Genomic DNA, 25,423 nt, shown 5'->3' on the forward strand with positions numbered 1-25,423 from the left:
CCGCTTCCGCGGTCAGCCGCCCCGCCCCCAACCCGGCTGACCGCGGCTTGGCCGGTGCGCGCCGCCCATCCCCGGGCAGCGGCGCACCGGCCAATGCCGACGCGTGCCCGTCATCTCGAAGCGGGGGCGCCGCCCCGCTCCGTCGCGATCCAATCGTCGATCTTGCGTTCCAGCACCTGCATCGGCAGCGCGCCGCTGCCCAGGATCTGCGCGTGGAAGGCGCGCACGTCGAAGCGCGCGCCCAGCGCGGCCTTCGCCTTCGCCTTCAACCGCAGGATGGTCATCTGGCCGATCTTATAGGCGAGTGCCTGGCCGGGGATGGCGATATAGCGATCGACCTCGATCGTGGCGTCGGTGCGGCCCATGCCCGAATTGGCGAGCATGTAAGTGATCGCCTGATCGCGGGTCCAGCCCTTGGCATGGATGCCGGTGTCCACCACCAGCCGCATCGCGCGCAGCATCTCGTCGTTCAGCCCGCCGAAGCGCTGGTAGGGATCGGTCTCCATGCCGAGTTCGGGCCACAGCGTTTCGGCATAGAGTGCCCAGCCCTCGACATAGGCGGTGTTGCCGCCGAAGCGCTGGAAATTGGGCAGCCGCGGATTTTCCTGCGCGATGCTGATCTGGAAATGATGCCCCGGTATCGCCTCGTGCAGGTACAGCGTCTCCATGCCCCAGGTGAAGCGCGAGGGCAGGTCGTAGGCGTTGTAATAGAAGGTGCCGGGCCGGCTGCCGTCGATCGAGCCCTGTGCATAGGACCCGCCGGCGTCGCTCTGCTCCCGATAGGCGGGCACCGGCTGGATCGTCAGCCGGGTGCGCGGGATCGTCGAGAATTGCTCGCGCACCTTCGCATCGACCTTGCGGCCGATCTCTTCGTAACGCGTACGGATCCAGTCGGCGGAGCGCGGCTGGAAGCGCGGGCTCGTGCGCAGATGGTCGAAGAAGGCGGCCAGATCGCCCTTGAACTTCACCTGCCGCCGGATCGCATCCATCTGCCGCCGAATGCGCGCGACCTCGGTCAGCCCCAGCGTGTGGATCTCGTCCGCGGTCATCGGCAGCGTCGTGTTCGCCTCGATCAGCCAGCTGTAGAGCTGCGCGCCGTCGGGCATCGCCAAAAGCCCCACCTGCGTTCGCGCGGCGGGGCGGTAGGTGGTGCGCAGGAACGCCGCCAGCCGGCGATAGGCAGGATAGACGTCGTTGCGGATCGATGCGGCAAGCTGGCGCCGTACGAGGAGGGCGTCGGCCGGCTTGAACGCGGCCGGCAGGCGCACGGCCGGCGCATAGAAGGGCGATTGTTCCACCGGCTGGGCGAGCTGGGTGTCGAGCTGGCCAAGCACCTTGTCGACGATCAGCCGCGGCTGGACGATACCCGCCGCCATCCCCTCGCGAAGCCGACGGATCGTGCGGTCGATCTGGCGGCCGAAATCGCGATTGCGCGCAAGATTGTCGCGATAGTCGGCCATCGTCTCGAACGGCGCGGGGGACGCGCCGGAAGCGATGTCGGGATACCAGGTCTGGATGCCGGTGAAATGATCGATCGGGCGCAGCGCCTGCAGGCGCAGCAGCGCCGGCGCATAGCCCCTCAGCGTCGTTTCCGCCTGCCATTTGAAGCTGTCATAGGCGATGCGGTCGGCGGGGGAGAGCGCGCCACGGTCGATCGTGGCGAGCGCCGTCAGGTCATGCCGGACGGCGGCCGCTTCACCGGCGAAATAGGCGTCGCTGGTGCTGTCACCCAGTCGGTCGGCGCGGCGGGAGACGCCGCGGTAGAGCGCGGCGATCGGGTTGCGGCGCAGATAGTCCGCATCGCTGCGATCGAACAGCGCGCTGAGTTCGGCCCCGGGATCGGGGCGGACGGCGGCGACAGCCGCGGGCCCGTGCGCGCCGGTGGCGGCAAGGCAGGTGGCAAGGGCAAGAAACAGCGGCGCGGCGGCCGGCATGCGAAACATCGCCAACCGCTACCGGTTCGTCGCACCAACAGCAAGCCGCCCCCGGAGCAGGGAGAACTCCGGGGGCGGCAGACCGCGGAGTTTCTATCGCATCACCAATAGAAGCCGCGGATCACGTCAAGGACGCGGCCGGTGCGGACGTTGACCAGCAGCACGTCGTCATAGTGGCGGATCCACCGCGTGTTGCGGCCGGCGGCCGGCAGACGGTAGCGGTAGGGATCGTTGATGTAATAGCGCGAGGAATAATAGTTGGGCCGCAACACTACGCCGGTGCGAAACTGCTGATAGCGGAACGGCGCGTTCCAGCGGCCGCGTGAATAGATGGCACGATTGCGCTCGCGATAGGCGCGCCAATCGTCGCGGCGGGCGTTGCGATAGTCGCGGCGGTCGCCATGATACTCCCGCGCGGCCTGGCGGACGTCGCGGCGCTCCTCGCGAATCTCGCGGCGGTCGCCGCTGCGATAGGCATCGCGAAGATCGCGCTGCTCCTCCCGCAGATCGCGCGCGCTGCGCCGCACTTCCCCCGCTGATTGCGCGCTCGCCACCGACGGAACCCCGGTCGCCGCCGTCGCAGCCATCAGCGCCATGATGATCATCTTACGCATCGAAACTCGCTCCTCCTTACGGGTGCGGGGCAAAACACCGCCCTCGCCTCCACGGTTCCCCATTTGCCCGATTCGATCTGAACCGGTTGGGAATGCCCCAGAAAGGAAGCAGTCATAATTGTCGCAAGATGTCGCGAGCTGGCGGAGCGCCTACGGCAGTAACGTCGGTTCAGCGTTTATACTCGGGCAACCAGCGCTCTTCGCGGAACCATTTCGTGATGATGTATTTCACGCCGGCCGTCACGGTCATGCCCTGATGGTGCGTCATCGGGTTGTAGCCGCCATCGGGGTTCATGTTGTTCCAGGCGAGCAGCATGCCGGCGCGCGGCTGCACGCGCAGCCCGGCATAGGGAAAATCGGTCTCGCCGCCGCCCTCTGGCACGTTGAGATAGATCATCGCCGTCCAGCTCCGCTGTCCGCCGGCCCATTGCGCGTCCGAATAACCGGGCAGGTCTGGGTGCAGATAATCGCTGTGGACCTTGAACTGCTGGCCGGGCGCATAGCGCTGACCCTGCACCGTCTCGCCATTCTCGTGCGGCAGGCCGAACATGTCGGAGATGCGTGTGTCGATGGCCTTGACCACCGGGTTCCAGCGATCGAGGTTGCAGCTCTCGCTGTTCCGGAAGTCCGGATCGCCGGGGTCGCCCATCAGTTCGGATGGCACGCGATCCGCCTCGATCATGGCGATGAGCTGCGCGCATTCGTCATCGGACAGCCATTGCTCGGCATAATAGAGTTCGAGATGCGGCGAATCGGCCTTGAATACGCCGGCTGCCGCGTCGAGCCGGTTCGCAACGATGCGCCCGATATCGGCCAGGCGCGGCGAAGGGCTGCCGGGGGTGAGGTCGTGGCTCATCGCCACTTTGTGTGGATTGGGTCGCGCCTGTGCAAGCGATAAAAAGAAGGCCCCCGGCGCGTGCCGGGGGCCTTTGATCGCTGCCGCAGGGGCGACGGATCAGTAGAAGAAGTCGTGGATCACATCGACGACATAGCCGCTGCGCACGTCGATCAGCAGCACATCGCCATAATAGCGGACCCAGCGATAGGGGCCGTCCGCCGGCGGCAAACGATAGGACCACGGATCGTTGATCCAATAGCTCGATCCGAACAACAGCGCGTTCAGATAGATGCCGGTCGAATAGCGGCGATAGCCATAACCCCAGCCGCGCGGGGCATAATAGCGCGGCAGCCGGTAGCGGTTCGAATAGCGCGAGCGATAGCTGCGCCAGTCGTAGCGGCGGTCGTTGCGCCAGCCGCGATCCCATCGCCGATCGTCACGCCGGTCGTTGCGCCAGTCCCGGCGGTCGTCGCGGCGGTCATTCCGCCAGTCGCGCTGATTGTCGCGGCGATCGTTGCGCCAGTCGCGCTGGTCGTTGCGGCGGTCGTTGCGCCAGTCGCGTTGGTCGTTGCGGCCATCATTGCGCCAGTCACGCTGGTCGTTGCGGCCGTCGCGCTGGTCATTGCGACGATCGTTGCGCCAATCGCGCTGATCGTTGCGGCCGTCATTCCGCCAGTCGCGTTGCTGCTGCTGGCGCTGTTGCTGCTGTTGCTGCTGTTGCGCGGCGCGCTGGCGATAATCCTGCTGCCCGCCCTGGGGGCGATCCCGCCGGAACGTCTCACTGCCGTCGCGGCGTTCCGCGCGGAAATTGCGGTCACGCTGCGGCGCGGCGCCACGAAACTGGGGCTGCGCGCGGGGCTGCGGCCGAGGTTGCGGGGCCGCGCGGGGCTGCGGGGCGGGGCGCGGCTGGGGGGCAGCGCGCTGCGGGCGTTCCGATCGGAAGCCGCGGTCGCCGCGGTTCGGCGGATCCGCCATCGCCGGGGTCGCCGCAGTCGCGGCCATCAGCACCGCCATCAACAGCTTTCTCATTGTCGTTATACTCCTCGGGTGCCGCGATGCACGAACCGCGACCATGCGCCGCTTCTGTCACGGGTGCGCTGACATCATGCTGAATTGCACAGACAGCAGATAGAAAGCTTTGCGCTTTACTTGGTCGGCGGCGGCACCAGCGCCGGCACCGCGCGCGCCGCGTCGGCGGGGTCGATGCCGGGCGGCGGCGCTGCCGCGATCACCTCCTCGCCGCGCGCCACGCGGGCGGCGCGCTGCACGGCGCGCACGATCCGGGGATAGGTGCCGCAGCGGCACAGATTGGTGATCGCCTTGCGGATATCGTCCTCGCTCGGATCGGGGGTGCGGCGGATCAGCACCGCCGCCGCCATCACCATGCCCGGCGTGCAATACCCGCATTGCGGCACGCTTTCGGCGACGAACGCCTGCTGCACCGGATGGCTGCGATCGCGGGCGAGGCTTTCGATCGTGGTCACGAACCGCCCTTCGCATGCGGCGATGCTGATCGTGCAGGATCGCACGGCGCGCCCGTCCACATCCACCGTGCAGGCCCCGCAATCGCCGGTGCCGCAGCCATATTTGGTGCCGGTGAGGTTGGATGCGTCGCGCAGCGCCCACAGCAGCGGCGTTTCCGGATCCATGCGATATTCGACGGGCTGGTTGTTCACGGTGAAGCGGGTCATGGCGTTGCATCCCTAGAGCAGGCGAAGGCACTTGTCCTCCCGCGCGCCCGCGCCGATATCGCCGCCATGAGACTTCCCAGCCTGTTCATCCCCCACGGCGGCGGCCCCTGCTTCTTCATGAACGAGGGCGGCCCGCCCGATCCGATGTGGCAGCCGATGGCGGCCTATCTCAAGACGATCGTCGCCGATCTGCCGGAACGGCCCCGCGCGATCCTGGTGATCTCGGGCCATTGGGAAGAATCGGTCTTCACCGTGCATGACGGGACGAAGCCCGCCCTGCTGTTCGATTATTACGGCTTCCCGCCGCACACCTATCAACTGCGCTGGGATGCCCCCGGCGCGCCCGATGTGGCGGCGCGCGCGGCGGACCTGCTCAAGGGCGCGGGTTTCCCCGCCGGGCGGGACGGTGCGCGCGGCTGGGATCATGGCGTGTTCATCCCGCTGATGGTGGCGCTGCCCGATGCCGACATCCCGGTCGTCCAGCTCAGCCTGCGCCAGGATCTCGATCCCGCCGCGCACATCGCCGCCGGCCGCGCGCTGGCGCCGCTGCGCGACGAAGGCGTGTTGATCGTCGGCTCCGGCATGAGCTTTCACAACATGCGCGTCCGCGGGCCGCAGGCGACGGCGCCGTCCGAACGGTTCGACGCGGCGCTGACCGCCGCGGTCACCGATCCCGATCCGGCGGCGCGCGATGCCCGGCTGGCGGATTGGCGGGCCATGCCGGAGGCCGCATTCTCCCATCCGCGCGAGGAACATCTGATTCCGCTGATGGTCGCCGCCGGCGCAGGGGCCGACGATCCCGGCAGCCACGCGCACCGCAGCACGGTGATCGGCTGGACCGTTTCCGGATACCGCTTCGGCTGATATAGCCCGCGGCCCAACCAGGAAAGTTTTGCCGCCCATGTTCAGGACGCTCGACGATGGCCTTCTCGTCTCGCCGCAGATCACCACCGCCGATGTCGCGGAGGCCGCGCGGCTCGGCGTGAAACTGATCATCAACAATCGGCCGGAGGGCGAGGAGCCGGGCCAGCCGAGCGGCGACGAGATCGCCGCCGCCGCCGCTGGACATGGCATCGCCTATGTCGCGATCCCGGTGACGCATGCCGGTTTCTCGATGCCGCAACTCGATGCGACGATCGACGCGATCGCCGCCGCGCAGGGCCCGATCCTCGCCTATTGCCGTTCGGGCACGCGCTCGACATTGCTGTGGGCGCTGGCGCGGGCGAAGCAGGGCGATGCGCCCGATGACCTCGCCGGCAAGGCGGCCGAAGCCGGCTACGATCTGTCGCCGATCCGCGTCATGCTGGATTCGCTGTCCGCACGATGATCCTGATCGCGGTGCCGGCGTCGATCGCCGCGGTGGCGCTGGCCGCCGGCGTCGCCGCGCTGGTCATGCGGCGCCGGCGCGGCGATCCGCGCATCGCCGATGTCGAAGAGGCGATGGCGATCGCGGCGGATGCCGATGCCGAATTCGAGCCTGCCGAGGCGGTGGTCGATCGCGCCGGTTACGGCGCGCTGGTCCGCGGTGCCGATGGCCGGCACATGCTGATCCGCCCGCGCGGCAACCGCTTCGAGGGGCGCGTCCTGCGCATGCCCTATTTCGCGCGGCTCGATCGCCGTTACCTGACGCTCGGCCCGTCGCGGCGCATGTCGGGGCGGATCATCCTCGATCTCGGCGATGCCGCACCCGTCTGGGCGCGGCGGCTGGAAGGCGTCGTCCACCGCAGGCGGCGCTGACGAAATGGGGCGCTTCCGCGATTCACGCCGCAACCCCGCTGCAATAGACCTCAGCGCAAGCGATGCGCGGCCGGCGGCGATCGATCGGCCTCCGACTCCGCAAGCGGGGCATCGAGGGGCGCGAACAGGCCGATTTTCTCTGTAACCTTTGTCACTTTCGCTCATTGCTGGACCGGGGGCCGTCGCCCATGTGACGGTATCATTCGCCCGGACCCGCGCCGGTATTCCGCTTTTCGTGCCTCCGGGAGATATCGAATGGCCATCGCAACGATGAAAGCGCAGCCGGCACGGCCCGTGCCGTGGTGGCAGCATCTCTATCTGCAGGTGCTCGTCGCGATCCTCGCCGGCACGCTGATCGGTCATTTCTGGCCCGATGTCGGCGCCTCGCTCAAACCGCTGGGCGACGGTTTCATCAAGCTGGTGAAGATGATCATCGCGCCGGTGATCTTCCTCACCGTGGTTACCGGCATTTCGGGAATGACCGAGATGAAGTCGGTGGGCCGCGTCGCCGGCAAGGCCTTCGCCTATTTCCTCACCTTTTCCACGTTCGCGCTGATCGTCGGCCTGATCGTCGCCAATGTCGTGCGGCCGGGCGACGGGCTGAACATCGATCCGCGCACGCTCGATGCCGGCGCGGTCGCCACCTACAGCCATCAGGCGCACGAAACCTCGCTCACCGGCTTCCTGCTCTCGATCATTCCGGACACGATGGTGTCGGCGCTGACCGGCGGCAACATCTTGCAGGTGCTGTTCGTCGCGATCCTGTTCGGGATCGCGCTGTCGCTCATCGGCGAGCCCGCGGCGCCGGTCAGGGATCTGCTCGAACGCATCTCGCTGGTCGTGTTCCGCGTCGTCGCGATCCTGATGCGCGCCGCGCCGATCGGCGCGTTCGGGGCGATGGCCTTCACCATCGGCAAATATGGTGTCGGCGCGCTGGTCAATCTCGGCGTGCTGGTCGCCACCTTCTACGGCACCTCGCTGATTTTCGTATTCGGCGTGCTCGGGCTGGTCGGCTGGGCGGCAGGGTTCAGCATCTTCCGGCTGATCGCCTATCTGAAGGCGGAACTGCTGCTGGTGCTCGGCACCTCTTCCTCGGAAGCCGCGCTCCCCAGCCTGATCGAGAAGATGGAGGCGGCCGGCTGCGCGCGCCCGGTCGTCGGCCTCGTCGTTCCCACCGGCTATTCGTTCAACCTCGACGGCACCAATATCTACATGACGCTCGCGGCGCTGTTCATAGCGCAGGCGTGCAACGTTGATCTGTCGCTGGGGGACCAGGTTGCGCTGCTGCTGGTGGCGATGGTCAGTTCCAAGGGCGCTGCCGGGGTCACCGGCGCGGGCTTCATCACCTTGGCGGCGACCCTGTCGATCGTGCCCTCGGTGCCCGTCGCCGGCATGGCGCTGATCCTCGGCGTCGACCGCTTCATGAGCGAATGCCGGAGCCTCACCAACTTCGTCGGCAATGCGGTGGCGACGATCGTCGTCGCGCGCTGGGAAAACGCGCTCGACCATGACGCGCTGGATGCCGCGCTCGCCGGCCGTGGCACGCCCGTCGCCGCACCGTCGCTCGAGAAGGACAGCGACTGACCGCGCATCTTTTCTATTTTCTGCAACATGCAGGCGGATTTTATCCGACTTATCCCTAAAGGTGATTCGCAATAGGCTCCCCTCAGCACCGAACGATCCGGTGCGAGACATGCAACAGAGGAGCCGCCCCGATGACGATCACCGCCACCCCGACCCCCGGCAAGACCCTGCTTTCGCCGGCCGACCATATCCTCGTCATGATCGATTTCCAGTCGCAGATGGCCTTCGCCACCAAGTCGATCTCCGCTGAATTGCTGCGCAACAATGCCGCGCTCGTCGCCAACGCCGCCGCCGGCTTCGGCGTCGCGACGATCCTGACGACGGTCGCGGAAAAGAGCTTCTCGGGCCCGATGTTCGCCGAGATCACCGATGCCTTTCCCGACCAGAAGCTGCTCGACCGCACCTCGATGAACACCTGGGAAGATGCCGGCGTGATCGATGAGATCAACCGCATCGGCAAGTCGCGCATCGTCTTCTCCGGGCTGTGGACCTCGGTGTGCATCGTCGGCCCCGTCGCCTCGGCGGTCGATCAGGGCTTCGAAACCTATGTCATCACCGATGCCTGCGGCGACATCTCCGAAGAGGCCCATGAGCGCGCGGTGGAGCGGATGATCCAGCTCGGCGCCCGCCCGATGACCGCGCTGCAATATCTGCTCGAACTGCAGCGCGACTGGGCGCGCGGCGAGACCTACGACATGACCACCGGCATCGCCCGCAAGTGGGGCGGCGCCTACGGCCTGGGCATCACCTACGCCAAGACGATGTTCGGCGCGTCCGAAGCGCACTGAACCTTCTGGCTCCCCTCCCCTCCAGGCGTGCCGGGTCGTCCAGTCCCCCGGACTGGACTTGGACTGCCGGTGGCAGTCCAGCCAGGCACTGGGGCGGGGGTGGGGGCTGAAAGATCGGCACCTCACCCGTCAGTCCCCCACCAATGTCGGCGAACTCTCGTCGAAGATCGTCAAGGATGCCGCGTTCAAGGTCTATGAAGGGGCGCCGCACGGGCTGACCGCGACTCACCAGGATCGGTTCAACGCCGATCTCCTCGCCTTCATCCGCGGCTGACGGACAAGGGGGAACGGACATGAAACCCTATCTTCTCTCGCTTGGGGCCGGGCTGCTGGTCGGCATCGTCTACAGCCTGATCGGCGTCCGTTCCCCCGCCCCGCCCACCATCGCCCTGGTCGGGCTGCTCGGCATCCTGCTGGGCGAACAGATCGTGCCGGTCGCGAAGCGGCTGGCGACCGGAAGCGAGATCTCCCGCTTCGTCCGCACCGATTGCGCCCGTCACGTGATGGGGCCGCTGCCCACCAACAAGGATCGCGACGCATGACATTCCTCACCCGCCGCCAGGCGCTCGCCGGCGCCGCCACCACCGCTTTGCTGACCTCGACGGAGAGTTTCGCGATGACCCCGCCCGCCGACATCCTCATCACCAACGCGAAGATCACCACGCTCGATCGCGAGAATCCGGTGGCCCAGGCGGTCGCCATCCGCGGTGGCAAGGTCTTCGCCGTCGGCAGCGAGCAGGAGGCGCGCGCCGCGATCGGTGCCGGTGCCACCACGATCGACGCAGGCGGCCGCCGGCTGATCCCGGGGCTGATCGACAGCCACATCCATGTGATCCGCGGCGGCCTCAACTATAATATGGAGCTGCGCTGGGAGGGCGTGCCGACCCTGGCGGACGCGATGGCGATGCTCAAGCGCCAGGCCGAGAACACCCCGCCGCCGCAATGGGTGCGCGTCGTCGGCGGCTTCACCGAGCATCAGTTCGCCGAGAAGCGCCTGCCGACGATCGCGGAGATCAACGCCGCCGCGCCCGATACGCCGGTGTTCATCCTCCACCTCTATGATCGCGCGCTGCTCAACGCCGCGGCGCTGCGCGCGGTGGGCTATACCAGGGACACCCCCAACCCGCCGGGCGGCGAGATCGTCCGCGATGCGGCGGGCAATCCCACCGGGCTGCTGCTGGCGCAGCCCAATGCGACGATCCTCTACGCAACGCTCGCCAAGGGCCCCAAGCTGCCCGAAGAGTATCAGCTGAACTCCACCCGCCACTTCATGCGCGAGCTCAACGGCCTCGGCGTCACCAGCGTGATCGATGCCGGCGGCGGCTACCAGAACTATCCCGACGATTATGCGATCATCGAGAAGCTGCACCAGGACGGCGACCTCACGCTGCGCATCGCCTACAACCTGTTCACCCAGAAGCCCAAGGAAGAGCTGAAGGACTTCGCCACCTGGTCGACCAAGGTGAAGCCCGGCGACGGCGACGACACCTATCGCCACAACGGCGCCGGCGAGATGCTGGTCTATTCCGCCGCCGACTTCGAGGATTTCCGCGTCGCCCGGCCGGACATGCCGGCGACCATGGAAAGCGATCTTGAGCCCGTGATCCGCCTGCTCGCCGAGCGGCGCTGGCCGTGGCGGCTCCACGCCACCTACGATCAGACCATCGGCCGCGCGCTCGACGTGTTCGAGAAGGTCGATCGCGACATTCCGTTGAAGGGCCTCAACTGGTTCTTCGACCATGCCGAGACGATCAGCGACCGCAACATCGATCGGATCGCCGCGCTCGGCGGTGGCATCGCCGTGCAGCACCGCATGGCCTTCCAGGGCGAGTATTTCGTCGAGCGCTATGGCGCCCGCGCCGCCGAGCGCACCCCGCCGATCAAGCGGATGATGGCCGCCGGCCTGCCGGTGGGCGCCGGCACCGACGCGACCCGCGTCGCCAGCTACAACCCCTGGGTGTCGCTGTCCTGGCTGGTGACCGGCAAGACGGTGGGTGGTCTCGGCCTCTACCCGGTCGCCAACCGGCTCGACCGCGAGACCGCGCTGCGGCTGTGGACCGAGGCGAACACCTGGTTCTCCAACGAACAGGGCAAGAAAGGGCAGATCAAGGCCGGCCAGCTTGCCGACCTCGTCTTGCTGTCGGACGATTTCTTCGGCGTGGCCGAAAGCGAGATCGCCCATCTCCGCTCGGTGCTGACGATGCTCGGCGGCAGGATCGTCCATGGCGAGGGCGATTTCGGCCCGCTCGCCCCGGCGCTGCCCAAGGCGATGCCGGACTGGTCGCCGGTCGCGACCTTCGGCGGCCATTATCGCAAGCCCGAAACCGCGGCGAAGCTGGCCTCGGCCTGCGGCTGCCAGTCGGGCTGCGCGGTCCACGGCCATGATCATGCCGCGGCGCTCGGCGCCTCGGTGCCCGCCGCCGATGTCCAGAGCTTCTGGGGCACGCTCGGCTGCGGCTGCTGGGCTGTCTGAGCGATGACGCCCCGTCCCATCGCCCGCCTGATCGGCGCCGGCTGGTTCGCCACCGGCGCCATCGTCCTCCTCGCTCTGCCCTATTGGACCAGCGGTCTCGCCAAGCTGGCCGATCTGCCCGCCGCATTGGGCGAGGCCCGGCACTTCGGCCTCGAACCCGCGGGAGTGGTGGTGGCGCTCACCATCCTCGTCCAGGTCGGCGGTTCGCTGCTGCTGATCCTGCGGCGCTGGGGATGGCTGGGGGCCGGCGCGCTCGGCGTGTTCACCGCGCTCGCGACATGGATCGGCCACCCCTTCTGGCAGATCGCCGATCCGGTCGCGCGCTTCCACGACCGCAACAGCTTCCTCGAGCATATCGGGCTCATCGGCGGGCTCATGCTCGCCGCCATCCTCAGCGAGCGCAGATCATGAACGCCCCTGCCCCTGCCCCCGGCGCCGCGACCGAGCCCTCGCCGCTCGCCAATCCGGTCTTCCGCGCACTGTGGATCGCCACGGTCGTCTCCAACATCGGCACCTGGATGCATGATGTCGGCGCCGGCTGGCTGATGACGTCGTTGTCGCGCGAGCCGTTGATGGTGGCGCTCGTCCAGGCGGCGACCACCTTGCCGATGTTCCTGCTCGCGCTGCCCGGCGGCGCACTGGCCGACATCGTCGATCGCCGCCGGCTGCTGATCGGCGCGCAGCTTTTCGGTCTTGCCGCCGCGGCCTTGCTTGCGGTGATGACGATCGGCGGGCTCACCACGCCGACCGTGCTGCTCGGCTTCACCGCCGCGATCGCGGTGGGTGCCGCGCTCTCCGCCCCCGCCTTCCAGGCGATCGTGCCCGAACTGGTGCAGGCCTCCGGCCTGCAGCAGGCGGTTGCGCTCAACAGCCTGGGCGTCAACATCGCCCGCGCCATCGGCCCGGCGCTGGGTGGCGTGATCATCGCCTTCGCCGGATCGGGCGCGGTGTTCGCGCTCAACGCGGTCTCGGTGCTCGGCGTGATCACGGTGCTGGCGCGCTGGCGGCGGCCGGCATCGACCTCGAAGCTGCCCGCCGAACATTTCATCGGCGCGATGCGCGCCGGCATGCGCTATGCGCTGCGCGCGCCGGATCTGCAGGTGGTGCTGATCCGCAGCGTCGGCTTCTTTCTCTTCGCCAGCGGCCTTTGGGCGCTGCTGCCGATCATCGCGCGGCGCGATCTCGGCCTCGGCCCGGCGGGCTATGGCGGGCTGCTGACCTTCATGGGGCTCGGCGCCATCGCCGGCGCGCTGCTGCTCCCCCGCCTGCGCGGCAGGCTGAACGCCAATCGCATGACCATCGCCGCATCGCTGCTGCTTGCCCTCGCGATGGCGGCGCTTGCCTTGTCGCACAGCTTCGTGCCCGCCGCCGCGGCGCTCGCCGTCGCCGGCTTCGCCTGGATCGCGATGATGGCGTCGCTCAATGGCGGCGCGCAGGCTTCGTCGCCCGGCTGGGTCAAGGCGCGTGCGCTGGCGATCTATCTGCTGGTGTTCCAGGGATCGATGACCGCGGGCTCGACCTTGTGGGGGGCGCTCGCCGGCCATATCGGCATCGCCGGCACCCTGCTCGCCGCTGCCGCCGGCCTCGCGCTCGCCACGCTGCTGCTCGCCTGGCGCGTGCCCTTCGGCGCCTCCGCGAAGATCGATCTCACCCCCTCCGGCCACTGGCCGGCCCCGGTCGTCGCCCGCGAGGTCGAGCAGGACAGCGGCCCGGTGCTGGTGACGATCGAGTATCGCGTCGACCGCGCGACGATGGCCGATTTCGTCGCGACGATGCAGGCGATGCAGCGGGTGCGCCGTCGCGACGGCGCGATCAGCTGGGGGCTCTATGAGGATGCGGCCGCGCCCGGCATCGTCGTCGAGAGCTTCACCGTCGAAAGCTGGCTCGAACATCTCCGCCAGCATGACCGGGTGACCGCCGCCGACCGCGAATTGCAGCAGGCCGCGCGTGCCTTCCACATCGGCGATGCGCCGCCGCACGTCCGGCATTTCGTGAGCCCGCGATGATCCGGCTGGCAGCGCTCGCCGCGCTGGCGCTGCCTGCCGCCGCCGCCGCCCAGCCGGCCGCGGCGGTCGAGCAGACCAACATGCGCTACAACGAGGACTGGTCGGGCATCACCACTGCCCCGCGCCGCGACGCCGACTGGTGGAAGGCCGCGAAGCACCGCCCGCTCGACAAGGATGGCACCGTCTATCTGACGACCGGGCTCGAACTGCGCATCCGCCAGGAAGGCTTCGACGACAACAATTGGGGCGATCCGCCCGCGGCCGACGACGGCTATCTGTGGGTCCGGATGATGCCCCATGCCGACCTCCATGTCGGGCCGGCGCGCGCGTTCGTTCAGGGCATCGCCGGCTATGCCCGCGGCGTCGGCGCCGGCAAGGGACCGGCGGACGAGACCGGCATCGATCTGCTGCAGGGCTTCGCCGATGTGCGGCTGCCGCTGGCGGAGAATGCGAGCCTCACGCTGCGCGGCGGCCGCGAACTGGTCGCGCTCGGATCGGAACGGCTGGTCGGGCTGCGCTATGGTCCCAACATCCCGCAGGCGTTCGACGGCGGCCGCGCGATCCTGAATGTCGGCCCGGTCCGCGTCGATGCCTTCGCGATGCGTCCGGTCGCGGTGGGGCTGGGCGATTTCGACGATCGCCGTTCACGCACCCGCCGGCTGTCGGGCGTCTACGCGACGACGACGGTCGCCCCCGACATCGGTCTCGATCTCTACTGGCTCGGCTATCGCAACGAGACCGCGCGCTTCGCGGAAGGGATGGGGGACGAACGGCGCGACAGCTATGGCATGCGGATGTTCGGCAAGCGCGGCGGGCTCGCCTGGAACTGGGAAGCCGTGCTCCAGCGCGGCGCTTTCGGCCCGGCGCGTATCCGTGCCTGGACCGTCGCGACCGAGACCGCCTATCGCTTCGCCGACGCCCCGCTTTCGCCCCGCATCCGCCTGCGCGCCAACATCGCCAGCGGCGATCGCGATCCCGGCGACGCGACCTTGGGCACGTTCAACGCGCTCTTTCCCAAGGGCAAATATTTCGGCGAGCTCTCGCCCATCGGCCCCTACAACATCGCCAACCTCCACCCGAGCGTCGACGTCGATCTAGGCCGCGGCTTCACGCTCGATCTCGCCGGCATTGCCTATTGGCGCGCCAGCCGACGCGACGGCGTCTACAACGTCCCCGGCCAGCTCATCCGTGCGCCCGGCGATGCGCGGTCGCGCTTCATCGGCGCGCAGGCGGAAGCCCTGATCGGTTGGCAGGCGAGCGAGATCCTGTCGTTCGGCGTCTCGCTGTCGCTGTTCAGGCCGGGCGACTTCATCCGCGAGACCGGGCCGGCGCGGTCGATCCACATGATCGGATCAGAAGCGATGCTGCGCTTCTGACGCGCGCGACCGGGTCAGGACGAGGGCGGCGCGCAGCCCGGATCATAGACCTGCCCCGCCACCGAACCGCCGGCATAGATATTGGCGTTGATCGACGCACCGATGCCGGCGCCGCCGACGCTCACCTTGGTGCGGTCCTCGGCGGGAGCATGCATGTTGGAACCGACCATTTCATGCTCGACGCGGCCCGAGACGGTGTTCGCCTGGCCGTTGACCGACAGGCCGATGCCCGCGCTCACGCCGGGATCGGTCGCGCTGCGCGTCGCCGAATGCTGAATGCCATGATCGACGCGTGCCGCCGCGCCGATGCCGACGCCCACCTCCATGCCGACGTCGAAGCTCAACGTGCCGGTGGGCGGATCATAGGAGACGCCGAAATTGGCGCCGCCGCCGATACCGCTATAGGCGCTGGCGCCGAAGCCGATGCTGAGCGTCGGCATGTCGCACACGAAGCTCTGCGCCGCCGGCGCGGGCGCGACCTCGGCGACCTCGATCGAAGGCTGCGCGGCGAGCGCCTCAAGCGCCGTGGGCGTGGCCGCGAAGGCTTCCATCGTCGTGGGCGAGGCAGCGAGCGCCTCCATCGTCGAGGGGGCATTGGGCGAAGTGGCGCTGGTGCTGCCGATGCCGGTCGACTGGCTGTCGACCTGGCTGCCTACACCCGCGCCGCCCATTCCTGCGCCGCCCAGCCCTGCGCCGCCATCCGCGCCGCCTGACGAACCCGCTCCGCCGACACCGTCAACCATCGCAACCTCCTTCGTCGTTCGGGTGGCCCAGCATAGGCTGCCCGCGCGCGGAGGCACTAAGCGGATCGATTATACCGAGCCTGCGCGGCGCCTGAGCGAAGCCCTCTCCCGATCGGTCGCAGACCGAGCGGGACGGTATGAGGTGCGGTCAGATATCCCCGATCCCCTCTTCCTCGACATCGTTCGCGCCCAGCGCGACGAGCTGATCGAGCAGCCACGACGCCGCTGGCCCCGGCGGCACATCCCGCCGCCACACGCCCGCGAAGCGATAGGTGCCGCCCAGATGGTCGGGCATGTGCAGTCGCACCAGCGTGCCGGCGACAAGATCCGCCTCGATCAGCGGCAGCGGCATATTGCCCCAGCCGATGCCCTCGCGCAGCAGCGCGTGCTTGGATCCGAGATCGGCCAGCCGCCATGTCCTGGGGCTCATCACCGCGAAGTCCCGGCCTTCGGTGAACCGCGATCGGTCGCTGAGCACGAGCTGCACATAATCGCGCCCCGCCCCCGGCGGGATGCGCGGCATGCGACCGAGCGGATGATCGGGCGCTGCCACCGGCACCATCAGCACCGATCCCGCCGCGACGCATTCCACGCCCTCGACGCCTGCGGCCAGCGGGCCGGACAGCCCGATCACCGCCTGCCGATCGAGCACCATCGCGGTGACCGCGCCCAGCGCCTCGACATGCAGCTTGAGCGAAACGGTGGGGAACTCGGCGGCGAAGGCGCGCAGCACCCGGCCCAGCCGCTCAGCCGGCATCATCACGTCGACGGCAAGGTCGATCTCAGCCTCCAGTCCGTCGAGCAGCCCCTTAACCTTGGCGCGCAGCCCGTCGATGCCCTGGCTCACTGCGCGCGCCTCCGCCAGCACGGCGCGGCCGGCGACGGTCAGCTTGGGCTTGCGGGTGCCTTCGCGCTCGAACAGCACCAGCCCGAGCTGCGTTTCCAGATTGGCGATGCCGTAGCTGATCACCGATACTGCGCGATTCAACCGCCGCCCCGCCGCTGCGAAGCTGCCCGTATCGACCACCGCCAGGAAGATGCGGAGCTGGTCGAAGGTCGGCGTTCCGGGGTTGCTCACTTTTCAGGTTCCTCGAACGAAGGCAGCGATTTTATCGCCCTGATCCTGAAAGGTCGCAATCGCTAAATCGGGTCCAACGCAATTCCGGGTGGCGCCGACGCCGCCCCAAGCTGGAGACCGACGATGATCGAACTGCGCCCCTTCGCGAGCCTCGGCGGCGAGAATCATGGCTGGCTGGACGCCAAGCATCATTTCTCCTTCGCCGGCTATCATGATCCCGCCCGCATGCACTGGGGCAACCTGCGCGTGTGGAACGACGATACCATCGCGCCGAAGACCGGCTTCCCGCCGCATCCGCATCGCGACATGGAAATCATCACCTATGTCCGTGAGGGTGCGATCACCCATCAGGACAATCTGGGCAACAAGGGCCGCACCGTCGCCGGCGACGTCCAGGTGATGTCCGCGGGCACCGGCATCCGCCACTCGGAATATAATCTGGAGGATGAGACGACCCGGATCTTCCAGATCTGGATCCTGCCGACCCGCGCCGGCGATCAGCCCTCGTGGGGCACCAAGCCCTTCCCCAGGGGGGAGCGCTCGGGCAGCTTCGTCACGCTCGCCTCGGGGTACGAGAACGACAATGACGCGCTGCCGATCCGCACCGATGCCCGGGTGGTGGGCGCGACGTTGAAGGCGGGCGAAACCGCCGAATATCCGATCGGCAAGGACCGCAAGGCCTATCTGGTGCCTGCCACCGGCGCGGTGCGCATCGGCGACGTCACCGTGAACGCCCGCGACGGCGCCGCGATCAGCCAGCTCGAGACGATCGCGATCACCGCGATCGAGGACAGCGAGATCGTGCTGGTCGACGCGGCCTGACCATGTCGAGGATGGGGCGGGCATCGGCCCGCCCCATTCCTGTCTCCGTGTGGGCGGCTACTCCTGCCCGCCCAGCGCCCGGTAGCACGCGATCGCCGCCAGCGCCGCTTCCCCCTGCGCGAGCGCCATCCGGTCCCGCGCCGCCAGCAAGGTCCGCTCTGCGTCGATCAATTCGAACAGGCTGATCTCGCCCACGTTCCACGCGCTGTCGGTCATCGCCCGCGCCTTGCCGGCGGCGTCGGTCTCGCGGGTGCGCACAGCGACTTCGGTGCGGCGTGCGCCGAGCGTGGCATAGCCATTCTCCACCTCCTCCGCGGCGCGCAGCACCGCCTGGCGATAGGCGGCCAGCGCCTCGCGTTCGCGGCCTTCCGCGGCGTCGCGCTCGGCGTCGAGACGCTTGAAGTCGAACAGCCGCCAGCGCAGCCCGACCGCACCCTGGATCACATTGGCATCGCCGGTCAGCAGCCGCCCCGCGGTCTGCGCCTGGAAACCGAGCAGGCCGGACAGCGAGAGGCGCGGATAATATTCGGCAAGCGCGACGCCGACGCGGGCATGCGATGCCGCGAGCCGGCGTTCGGCCGCGACCAGATCGGGGCGGCGGCGCAGCAGGTCTCCGGGGCTGCCGGCGCCGGGCAGGGGGGCGGAAGGAATCGCCGCCTCGGCGTCCAGCCCCATCCGGTCGGCTTGCGGCGCGCGCCCGGCGAGCACCGCCAGCCGGTTGAGCTGCGCCTCGATGCCCGCGCCGATCGGCAGGAGATCGGCCTCGGCGCCGGCGGCGTTGGCGCGCGCCTGCTCCACCGCGCGCGCGGCCGCTTCGCCCAGCCGGTGGCGCTGTTCGGTCAGGCTCAGGATGCGCTGCGCCGAATCGCGCTGGCCGCGCGCGATGGCGCGGCGCTGCTGCAGCACGCGCAGCCGCACATAGGCGTCGGCGACCTCGGCGGCGACCGTCACGCGCATCTGCGCCCCCATCGCCTCGGCTGCCTGCGCCTCCGCGCCGGCCGCCTCGCGCCCGCGGCGGAGCCCGCCGGCCAGGTCGAGCTCCCAGCTCGCGCCCGTGGTGAGCTGGTACTGGTTCACCGTGCGGGGAAAGTCCGGCACATATTGCGAGACGCGGCCGAGGCCGGTCTCGATCGACTGCCGGACGCGCGCGGCCTGCCCGTCGACCGTGCCGGATGGCAGCAGCGCCGCGCCTGCCGCGGCGGCCGCCGCGCGCGACTGGTCGACGCGGGCCAGCGCCTGCTCGATGTCCAGATTCTCGGTGAGCGCGGTCGCGATCAGCCGGTCGAGCACCGGATCGCCGAACGCCCGCCACCAGGGGCCGATCGTGATGGCACCGGCCTCGGGCGCCGCGCGCCAGGCCGGGGCGACCGGCGTCGTCGGCGGGCGATAGGCGGTGCTGGCGGCGCAGCCCGCGGCCAGCAGCGCCATCGCCGGGGCCAGCCATGCGCGGATCATGCCGGTTTCCTTTCGTCGCCACCGGCGAGCAGCAGATACATGACCGGCGTGGCGATGCGCGACAGCAGGGGGGAAGAAACCAGCCCGCCCATGATCGCGATCGCCATCGGCGAATAGAGCCCCGAATGTTCGACCGCGAGCGGCAGCAGCCCGCCGATCGCGGTGACCGAGGTGAGCAGCACCGGCAGGAAGCGCGCCTCGCCCGCGCGCTCGATCGCCTCGCGCATGCCGACGCCTTCGGCGCGAAGCTGTTCGGTGAAATCGACCAGCAGGATGGAATTCTTGATCTCGATGCCGATCAGCGCGACCAGCCCGATCGTGGCGGTGAACGACAGCGAATGGCCGGTCAGCCACAGCGCCACCACCGCGCCGAACAGGCCGAGCGGGATGATGCCGGCGACCACCGCGGCGGTGCGGAAGCGGCCGAACTCCAGCACCAGCACCGCGAGGATGCCCAGCACCGCGACGAGGATCGCGGCACCCAGGCCCGCGAAGCTGTTCGCCCGCGCCTCCGCCTCGCCCCCTATCATCAGGCGATAGCCCGGCGGCAGCGACACCTGCGCCTCGATCCGCCGCAGCGCCTCGTCATTGACCTCGGCGGTCAGGAAGCCATGCGCGACATAGGCGGTGACGGTAACGGTGCGGGCCCGGTCGAACCGGTCGATCTGCGCGGGGCCGGATACCGGCTGCGGATCGGCGATCGCGGAGAAGGGCACGGCGGCGCCATCCAGCGTCGGTGCATAGATCTCCTTGAGCGCGTCGATCTCGTTGCGGTCGCCCATCGGCAGCCGCACGCGCACCGGATAATCGTCGCCATCGGCGTCGCGCAGCCGGCCGACCTCCTCGCCGGACAACGCCAGCCGCGCGGTCTGGCGCAGCGCGCCGGCAGGCACGCCGAGCGCCGCGGCCTTGGTCTCGTCGAGTCCCAGCGCCAGGTCGGTGCGGTCGAGCCGCAGCGGATTGCCGATGTCGCGGACGCCCGGCGTGGCTTCCAGCATGCGTTCGACGCGCTGGGACAGGCGCTTGAGCTGGCCCAGATCCTCGCCCGCGACGCGGATCACGATCGGCGCCTCGATCATGGGCCCCTGCTGGAAGTCGAGCACGCTGATCCGCGCGCCGGGATAGCGCGCGAAATCGGCGCGCAACGCATCGAGCAACGCCTCGCTCCTGCCGGGATGCCAGCCCTTCAGCCCCACCGCGATCTCGGCATAGGCCGGGGCGGGATCGTGCTGCGCGATATTGTAATAGATCTGCGGGTTGCCGCGGCCGAGATTGGATGCGGTCCAGGCGATGTCGGCCTCGCGCGCCAGCCGTCGCTCGGCGAAGTCCAGCGCGGCCTCGGTGCGGCGCAGCGCGGTGCCCTCGGGCACCTCGATCCGCACCAGGAATTGCGGAATCTCGGCCGGGGGGAACAGGCTGCTGCCGATCACCCCCAGCAGCGGGATCGCCAGCAGGCACAGGCCCAGGATCAGCGCCAGCGCCGTCCATGGCCGTTCGAGCCCGCGGTGCAGCACCGGCCGGTAGAAGCGATGGATGCCGCCATTCACCGCCCGCAGCATGCGGTTGCCCTCGGGGTGCTCATGCCTGCCGAGTAGCCGGCTCGCGACGAAGGGGGTCACCGTCATCGCGATGAGGAAGGAAGCGCCGACGGTGACGACGACCGTCACCGGCAGCGAACGGATGAAGGTGCCCGATCCTTCCGGGAGCGCGAGCAGCGGCAGGAAGGCGAGCATCAGGCAGCCGGTGCAGCCGATCACCGCCATCGCGATCTGGCCGGTGCCGTTGATCGCCGCGGTGCGCCGATCCTCGCCCTCGCGCAGCCGCCGCGCGATATTCTCGGTGACGACGATCGAATCGTCGACCAGGAGCCCCAGCGACAGCACGAAGCCGGCGATGGAAAGCTGGTTCAGCCCGAATCCGAGCAGCTGGATGCCGGCAAGTCCCATCAGCAGCGAGAGCGGAATCGAAACGATGACGACGCCCGCGGCGCGCAGCCCCAGCGGCAGCAGGGTGATCAGCACGATCGTCAGCGCCAGCAGGAAGTCGCGCGTCAGCCGGTTGAGCCGCAGGCTGACATTGTCGGACTGGAAGAAGGCGCGCTCCAGCGTCACGCCGCCCGGCAGCCTCTGCTCGAACGCGTCGAGCGTGCGGCGGATATCGGTGGTGATCGTGCCGACATCCCCGCCATTCTTCTGCGTCGCGGTCACCAGCAGCGCGCGCTTGCCGTTGAAGCGGGTCAGATGCTCCGGCTCCACCGTTTCCCAGCCGACCGTGGCGATGTCGCGCACGTGGATCACCGACCCGGTGCGGCTGGCGACGGGCACTGCGCCGACCGAGGCGAGATCGGGAAAGGCGCCGCCCAGCCGCACGCTGAAGCGCCGTGCCCCGGCGTGGACCGCGCCGATCGGGCGCTCGTCGGCCGCGCGGTTGAGCGCCGCCGCCACCTCGCTCACCGGCAGGCGCAGTTCGGCCAGGCGGGCGAGATTGACCGCGACGCGCACCTCGGATGCCGGCGCGCCCCAATAGCGCGCCTCGCGCACGCCGGGCACGCGCTGCAGCTCGTCGCGCAGATCGTCCGCCACCTTCTCCAGCCGCCGCATCGGCAGCTGTTCGGCGACCAGGGCGAGCTCGACGATCGAGACCTCGATCGTGCGCGCGCGATTCACGTCGAGCCGGGTCAGCGCGTCGGGCAATCTCGGGCGGAGCGCGTTCACCTCGCGCACGACCTCGTCATATTTGCGCTCGGGATCCTCGCTCCACTGGAACTCGACGCGCAGCGAGGCGGACCCGTCGATGCTGGTGGACCGGATCTCCTTCACCTCGTCGAGCGCGTCGATCGCATCCTCGATCGGCCGGACGACGAGCTGTTCCATCTCCAGTGCCGTCGCGCCGGGCATTGCCGTGTGGATCAGGATGATCGGCGAAGGGAATTGCGGATCCTCGGCGCGGGGCACCGTCATGAACGCGTTGACGCCGAGCAGCGCGAACAGCGCCGTCAGCACCAGCGTGAATTGCCAGCGCCCGACGAAGAATCGCGCTGGATTGAGGCTCATCGGTTCGAGACCAGCACCCGCTGGCCATCGCGCACATAGCCGGCGCCGGCGGTAATCACCGTGGCATCGGCGGGCAGCCCCGCGATGAGTGCGTCGTCGCCGTCATAGCCGATGAAGCGCACCGCCCTGCGCACCGCGCGCGATCGCGGCGCGTCGAACAGGAACAAGCTGGCGCGGCCGCGGCTGGCTTCCAGTACGGCCTCGGCCGGCACGCGGATCGTCGCCGCCCCGCCCGCCGCCCCACCCGACGCTGCCGCACCGGCGAAGGCCACATCGGCCACGGTGCCGCTGGCGAGTCCCTTGCGCTCGGCCAGTGCCACTTCGACGATGACGGTGCCTGTGCGCGCGTCGGCCTGGCTGCCGATCCGCAGCACCCGGCCGCCGACGGTGCGGGTGCCGACCGTGACGGTCGCGGGCATGCCGGCGGCGAGGCCGGGGACGTCGTGCGCGGGCACCGCGGCGCGGACGAGCAACGGGCTCGACAGGTCGGCGATGCGCAGCACCTCCTGCCCCGGCGAGACGACCTCGCCGCGCTGCGCCACGCGCGCCAGCACGATGCCGCCGAACGGGGCCGCCAGCCGGGTCGATCGATGATCGTAGCGCGCCGCACGCAGCGCCGCTTCGGCCTGCGCGCTCACCGTCTGCTGGTCGCGCGCCAGCGCCGGCGCCATCGCGCCGGTTTCGGCGAGCGCGGCATAGCGCTGGGCGGTCCGCCGTGCCCGCGCGACATCCTCCTCCGCCTGGCGCAGCCGCGCGGCTGCATCGGTGGCGTCGAGCGCGGCCAACGTGGTGCCGGCAGCCACGCGGTCGCCGATTTCCGCGTTCATCAGCGCGATCATGCCGGGCACGCGGAACGACAGCACCGATTCGCGCTGCCACGCGATCGTGCCCGCCGCGCGTAACGAGGTGCCCGACGACGAGACGACGCGCGCGACTTCCACCGGCAGCGGTGGCGGGGGCGGCGGGGGTTCGCTGGCGGAGCAGCCAGCCAGCGCCACGCACAGCGCGAGCGCTGCCATCCGTGCCGCCTTCGAAACCGAACCATGCCGCACCAGAATCGTCCTATCAGCGATAGACTATCAATGATAGGTTGCTTTGGGGAGTCAAGCGCGAAGAGATTGCTGATGGGGATCGACAAGGAGGCGAAGACCGGTCGCCGCAGTGCCGGGCAACGGCGCGAGGAGATCATCGCTGCGGCGCTGACGCTGTTCACGCGCTACGGCGTCTACAATGTGACGACACGCCAGATCGCGCGGGCGGTCGGCATCTCGCAGCCATCGCTCTACGCCCATTTCGCCAGCAGCGCAGAGATTGCGGAAGAGATTTGCGTGCGGGGCTTCAGCGATCTCTCGCAAGAGCTTTCCGCCGCTTTCGCCGCCGCGAACGGCCGCACGGATCGACTGAAGCAGGCGGCGCGCGCCTATATCGCCTTCGGGCTCGACAATCCGGACGTCTACCGAATCGCCTTCATGCTCGAGAAGCCGTGGGAGGAAGCGAACCACGAAGGCGGGCGCGTGATGGAGGCGGGGCTCGGCGCGTTCAACCTGCTGGCCGAAACCGTCACCCAGGACATGGACGACGGCGGCCGGCTGGCGGCGCAGAGCATCTGGGCGACGCTCCACGGCCTCGTCGCCCTGCTGATCGCGCGGCCGCATTTCCCGTGGGTCGATCGCGACGCGCTGATCAGCGCGCAGGTCGATCGCGCGGTGCAGGGCTTTTAGCCTAGCTCGCGGGGCTCCGGGCGGGCGGTGCGGGTGCCGCGCTGCGCCGGAACAGCTTGCGATCCTCGCTGGTGAAGCCGGTGAACCAGATCATTGCGCCATAAGCCGCGAAGATCGCCGGCACGCCGACCACCAGTTCGGTCCATTCGGGGGCGAGCGTCGCGAGGCCGCCGACCAGGCCCCCCACCGCCGTCGCCCACACCAGCGCCCAGCGCCACGGCGAAACCGGCGCGTCGAGCAGGCGCGAGAGCAGCCGCGCCTTGGCGACCGCAGCGAAGGCCAGCGCCAGCGGCAGCGCCAGCGCGGGGCAGGCGGCCTGCCAGGTTTCGGGCAGGTTCATCGCCTTGGCGGCCAGGATCAGCGCGAAGCTCAGCACCACCTGCAGCATGATCGTCGCCAGCGAGATCATCAGGTTGCGATGGCGCGCGACATAGACCAGCGCCGATTCGGCGACGACCGCGGTCGCGGCCACGACCTCGGCGAACAGCAGGAAGGCGAGCGCCGCGGTGCCGGCGACGAACGCCGGGCCGCCGAGCCCCATGATCGCCTCCCCCGTGATCGACAGCGCCAGCGCGATGCCAGCCTGCGCGGCGATGATCCAGAAGCCCACCTGCCGCACCTGCGCGGCAACCGCGGCCTTGTTGCCGGCTTCCAGATTTTGCGTGATCACCGGGCCCAGGATCGGATCGAAGCTGGTCTTCAGCTTCTGCGGCAAGGTCGCGATCTGCTGCGCGAACCAGTAGATGCCCACCGTTGCCGGCGGGAAGAACAGGCCGAGCACGAAGCGATCGACGTTGCGCGTGCCCCATTCGATCGCATCCGCCATCGCCAGCGGCGTGTTGGCGCGCGCGATCCAGAACAGCTCGATGGGGCGCGGTCGCCAGCCGCGCGGCAGGCCATAGGCGCGGACGAAGGGAATCAGCGACGCGGTCAGCGCCGCCACCATCGACAGCGCGTAGGACAGGATCAGCCCGTCGCGCGGCGAATAGAGATAGAGGCCCGCGGCGGCGATGCTGATCGTCCACGGCTCGATCACCGCGCGCGCACGCACCGTCGCCGCGACGTTCAGCCGATAGGCGAGCGCCGCCAGCGACACGTCCGACCAGACGATCGCGAACACCAGCAGCGGCAGCAGCCGTTCGAGCCCGTAGATCTCGCTGGTCGGGAACATGAGCTGCGGGAAGGCGAACAAGGTTGCGGTCGCCAAGATCGAGGCGATGCCGGCGATCAGCAACCCATCCCACACCACATGCGCATCGGGCCGCTCATTCTTGCTGAGCTGCTCCGCCAGACCGCGCTTGAGCCCAAGCGTTGCCAGCTGCGCGGCGAATTCCAGGATCAGGATGGCGAAGGCGAACCGGCCGAGCGCCTCGGCACCATAAAGGCGACCGGCGATGAACAGGAAGGGCAGGCGCGCGGCCAGCCTCAGCAGAAAGCCGAATATGTTCGTGCGGCCACCCTTGGCGAGCGCCGCGATATCCTCGTCTTCGGCAGCGGTCACGCGCGTTGA

Annotated in this window: 24 protein-coding genes; 13 read left to right on the top strand and 11 right to left on the bottom strand. The window is 69.2% G+C overall.

What is annotated here, in order from left to right:
- Positions 1–110 precede the first annotated feature (110 nt).
- The 5 genes from NX02_RS24645 to NX02_RS24665 form a co-directional block, all read right to left on the bottom strand.
- A complete protein-coding gene (locus NX02_RS24645; protein WP_047099853.1) occupies positions 111–1,943 on the bottom strand; it encodes a DUF885 domain-containing protein in 1,833 nt (610 codons plus the stop codon).
- A gap of 92 nt (positions 1,944–2,035) precedes the next feature.
- Complete coding sequence (locus NX02_RS24650) at positions 2,036–2,548, bottom strand: RcnB family protein (RefSeq protein WP_025294833.1); 513 nt, start codon at positions 2,546–2,548, stop codon at positions 2,036–2,038.
- Between the two features lie 169 nt (positions 2,549–2,717).
- Complete coding sequence (locus NX02_RS24655) at positions 2,718–3,404, bottom strand: prolyl hydroxylase family protein (protein ID WP_025294834.1); 687 nt, start codon at positions 3,402–3,404, stop codon at positions 2,718–2,720.
- Between the two features lie 99 nt (positions 3,405–3,503).
- Positions 3,504–4,415, bottom strand: coding sequence for an RcnB family protein (locus tag NX02_RS24660; RefSeq protein ID WP_053000707.1), 912 nt, complete (start codon positions 4,413–4,415; stop codon positions 3,504–3,506).
- Between the two features lie 116 nt (positions 4,416–4,531).
- Positions 4,532–5,077 carry a (2Fe-2S)-binding protein gene (locus NX02_RS24665; protein ID WP_025294836.1) on the bottom strand — a complete coding sequence of 182 codons (546 nt, stop codon included), beginning with the start codon at positions 5,075–5,077 and terminating at the stop codon, positions 4,532–4,534.
- A 66-nt stretch (positions 5,078–5,143) separates the two neighbouring features.
- On the opposite strand from NX02_RS24665, the gene NX02_RS24670 reads away from it, so the two are divergent.
- The 11 genes from NX02_RS24670 to NX02_RS24720 all read left to right on the top strand — a co-directional run bounded on the left by NX02_RS24670 (position 5,144) and on the right by NX02_RS24720 (position 15,041).
- Positions 5,144–5,941: a DODA-type extradiol aromatic ring-opening family dioxygenase gene (locus tag NX02_RS24670; RefSeq protein ID WP_025294837.1), complete on the top strand. Its 798-nt coding sequence runs from the start codon at positions 5,144–5,146 to the stop codon at positions 5,939–5,941.
- 37 nt (positions 5,942–5,978) lie between these two features.
- On the top strand, positions 5,979–6,404 hold the full coding sequence (locus tag NX02_RS24675; protein WP_025294838.1) for a protein tyrosine phosphatase family protein: 426 nt from the start codon (positions 5,979–5,981) through the stop codon (positions 6,402–6,404).
- On the top strand, positions 6,401–6,814 hold the full coding sequence (locus tag NX02_RS24680; protein ID WP_025294839.1) for a hypothetical protein: 414 nt from the start codon (positions 6,401–6,403) through the stop codon (positions 6,812–6,814). Before NX02_RS24675 ends, NX02_RS24680 begins: the two co-directional genes overlap by 4 nt.
- Positions 6,815–7,084: 270 nt before the next feature.
- Positions 7,085–8,398 carry a dicarboxylate/amino acid:cation symporter gene (locus tag NX02_RS24685; protein ID WP_039998069.1) on the top strand — a complete coding sequence of 438 codons (1,314 nt, stop codon included), beginning with the start codon at positions 7,085–7,087 and terminating at the stop codon, positions 8,396–8,398.
- A gap of 131 nt (positions 8,399–8,529) precedes the next feature.
- Positions 8,530–9,186: an isochorismatase family protein gene (locus NX02_RS24690; protein WP_025294841.1), complete on the top strand. Its 657-nt coding sequence runs from the start codon at positions 8,530–8,532 to the stop codon at positions 9,184–9,186.
- Positions 9,187–9,244: 58 nt separating this feature from the next.
- Complete coding sequence (locus NX02_RS33740; protein ID WP_025294842.1) at positions 9,245–9,460, top strand: alpha/beta hydrolase; 216 nt, start codon at positions 9,245–9,247, stop codon at positions 9,458–9,460.
- 19 nt (positions 9,461–9,479) lie between these two features.
- Positions 9,480–9,728, top strand: a complete 249-nt coding sequence (locus NX02_RS24700) for a DUF1427 family protein (protein ID WP_025294843.1) — start codon at positions 9,480–9,482, stop codon at positions 9,726–9,728.
- Positions 9,725–11,659 (top strand): amidohydrolase, encoded by a 1,935-nt coding sequence (locus tag NX02_RS24705; protein WP_025294844.1) that lies wholly within the window; start codon positions 9,725–9,727, stop codon positions 11,657–11,659. The genes NX02_RS24700 and NX02_RS24705 overlap by 4 nt, the downstream gene beginning before the upstream one ends.
- Positions 11,660–11,662: 3 nt before the next feature.
- The gene (locus NX02_RS24710) at positions 11,663–12,070 is read left to right on the top strand and encodes a DoxX family protein (protein WP_025294845.1); all 408 of its coding nucleotides are present in this window, start codon (positions 11,663–11,665) and stop codon (positions 12,068–12,070) included.
- Positions 12,067–13,665, top strand: a complete 1,599-nt coding sequence (locus NX02_RS24715; protein ID WP_025294846.1) for an MFS transporter — start codon at positions 12,067–12,069, stop codon at positions 13,663–13,665. Before NX02_RS24710 ends, NX02_RS24715 begins: the two co-directional genes overlap by 4 nt.
- The gene (locus NX02_RS24720) at positions 13,662–15,041 is read left to right on the top strand and encodes an alginate export family protein (protein WP_025294847.1); all 1,380 of its coding nucleotides are present in this window, start codon (positions 13,662–13,664) and stop codon (positions 15,039–15,041) included. Before NX02_RS24715 ends, NX02_RS24720 begins: the two co-directional genes overlap by 4 nt.
- Positions 15,042–15,055: 14 nt before the next feature.
- Here the strand turns inward: NX02_RS24720 and NX02_RS24725 are convergent, their stop codons facing one another.
- Together NX02_RS24725 and NX02_RS24730 are read right to left on the bottom strand one after the other, a co-directional pair.
- Complete coding sequence (locus tag NX02_RS24725; protein ID WP_158014176.1) at positions 15,056–15,784, bottom strand: hypothetical protein; 729 nt, start codon at positions 15,782–15,784, stop codon at positions 15,056–15,058.
- Between the two features lie 148 nt (positions 15,785–15,932).
- Complete coding sequence (locus NX02_RS24730) at positions 15,933–16,862, bottom strand: LysR family transcriptional regulator (protein WP_025294849.1); 930 nt, start codon at positions 16,860–16,862, stop codon at positions 15,933–15,935.
- A 123-nt stretch (positions 16,863–16,985) separates the two neighbouring features.
- Here NX02_RS24730 and NX02_RS24735 point away from each other — a divergent pair, with 123 nt between their 5' ends.
- Entirely contained in the window at positions 16,986–17,684 is a 699-nt protein-coding gene (locus tag NX02_RS24735; protein ID WP_025294850.1) for a pirin family protein, read from the top strand.
- 57 nt (positions 17,685–17,741) lie between these two features.
- Here NX02_RS24735 and NX02_RS24740 read toward each other — a convergent pair whose 3' ends face one another.
- From NX02_RS24740 to NX02_RS24750, 3 genes are read right to left on the bottom strand one after another with little or no spacing between them, the layout of a single operon-like run.
- Positions 17,742–19,139, bottom strand: coding sequence for an efflux transporter outer membrane subunit (locus tag NX02_RS24740; RefSeq protein WP_025294851.1), 1,398 nt, complete (start codon positions 19,137–19,139; stop codon positions 17,742–17,744).
- The gene (locus NX02_RS24745; protein ID WP_025294852.1) at positions 19,136–22,192 is read right to left on the bottom strand and encodes an efflux RND transporter permease subunit; all 3,057 of its coding nucleotides are present in this window, start codon (positions 22,190–22,192) and stop codon (positions 19,136–19,138) included. Before NX02_RS24745 ends, NX02_RS24740 begins: the two co-directional genes overlap by 4 nt.
- On the bottom strand, positions 22,189–23,211 hold the full coding sequence (locus NX02_RS24750) for an efflux RND transporter periplasmic adaptor subunit (protein WP_025294853.1): 1,023 nt from the start codon (positions 23,209–23,211) through the stop codon (positions 22,189–22,191). Before NX02_RS24750 ends, NX02_RS24745 begins: the two co-directional genes overlap by 4 nt.
- A gap of 105 nt (positions 23,212–23,316) precedes the next feature.
- Here NX02_RS24750 and NX02_RS24755 point away from each other — a divergent pair, with 105 nt between their 5' ends.
- A complete protein-coding gene (locus tag NX02_RS24755) occupies positions 23,317–23,913 on the top strand; it encodes a TetR/AcrR family transcriptional regulator (protein ID WP_025294854.1) in 597 nt (198 codons plus the stop codon).
- A gap of 1 nt (position 23,914) precedes the next feature.
- Here NX02_RS24755 and NX02_RS24760 read toward each other — a convergent pair whose 3' ends face one another.
- A complete protein-coding gene (locus NX02_RS24760) occupies positions 23,915–25,414 on the bottom strand; it encodes a lipopolysaccharide biosynthesis protein (protein ID WP_025294855.1) in 1,500 nt (499 codons plus the stop codon).
- Positions 25,415–25,423: the final 9 nt, after the last annotated feature.

This window comes from Sphingomonas sanxanigenens DSM 19645 = NX02 (genome assembly GCF_000512205.2).
Lineage (GTDB): Bacteria > Pseudomonadota > Alphaproteobacteria > Sphingomonadales > Sphingomonadaceae > Sphingomonas_D > Sphingomonas_D sanxanigenens.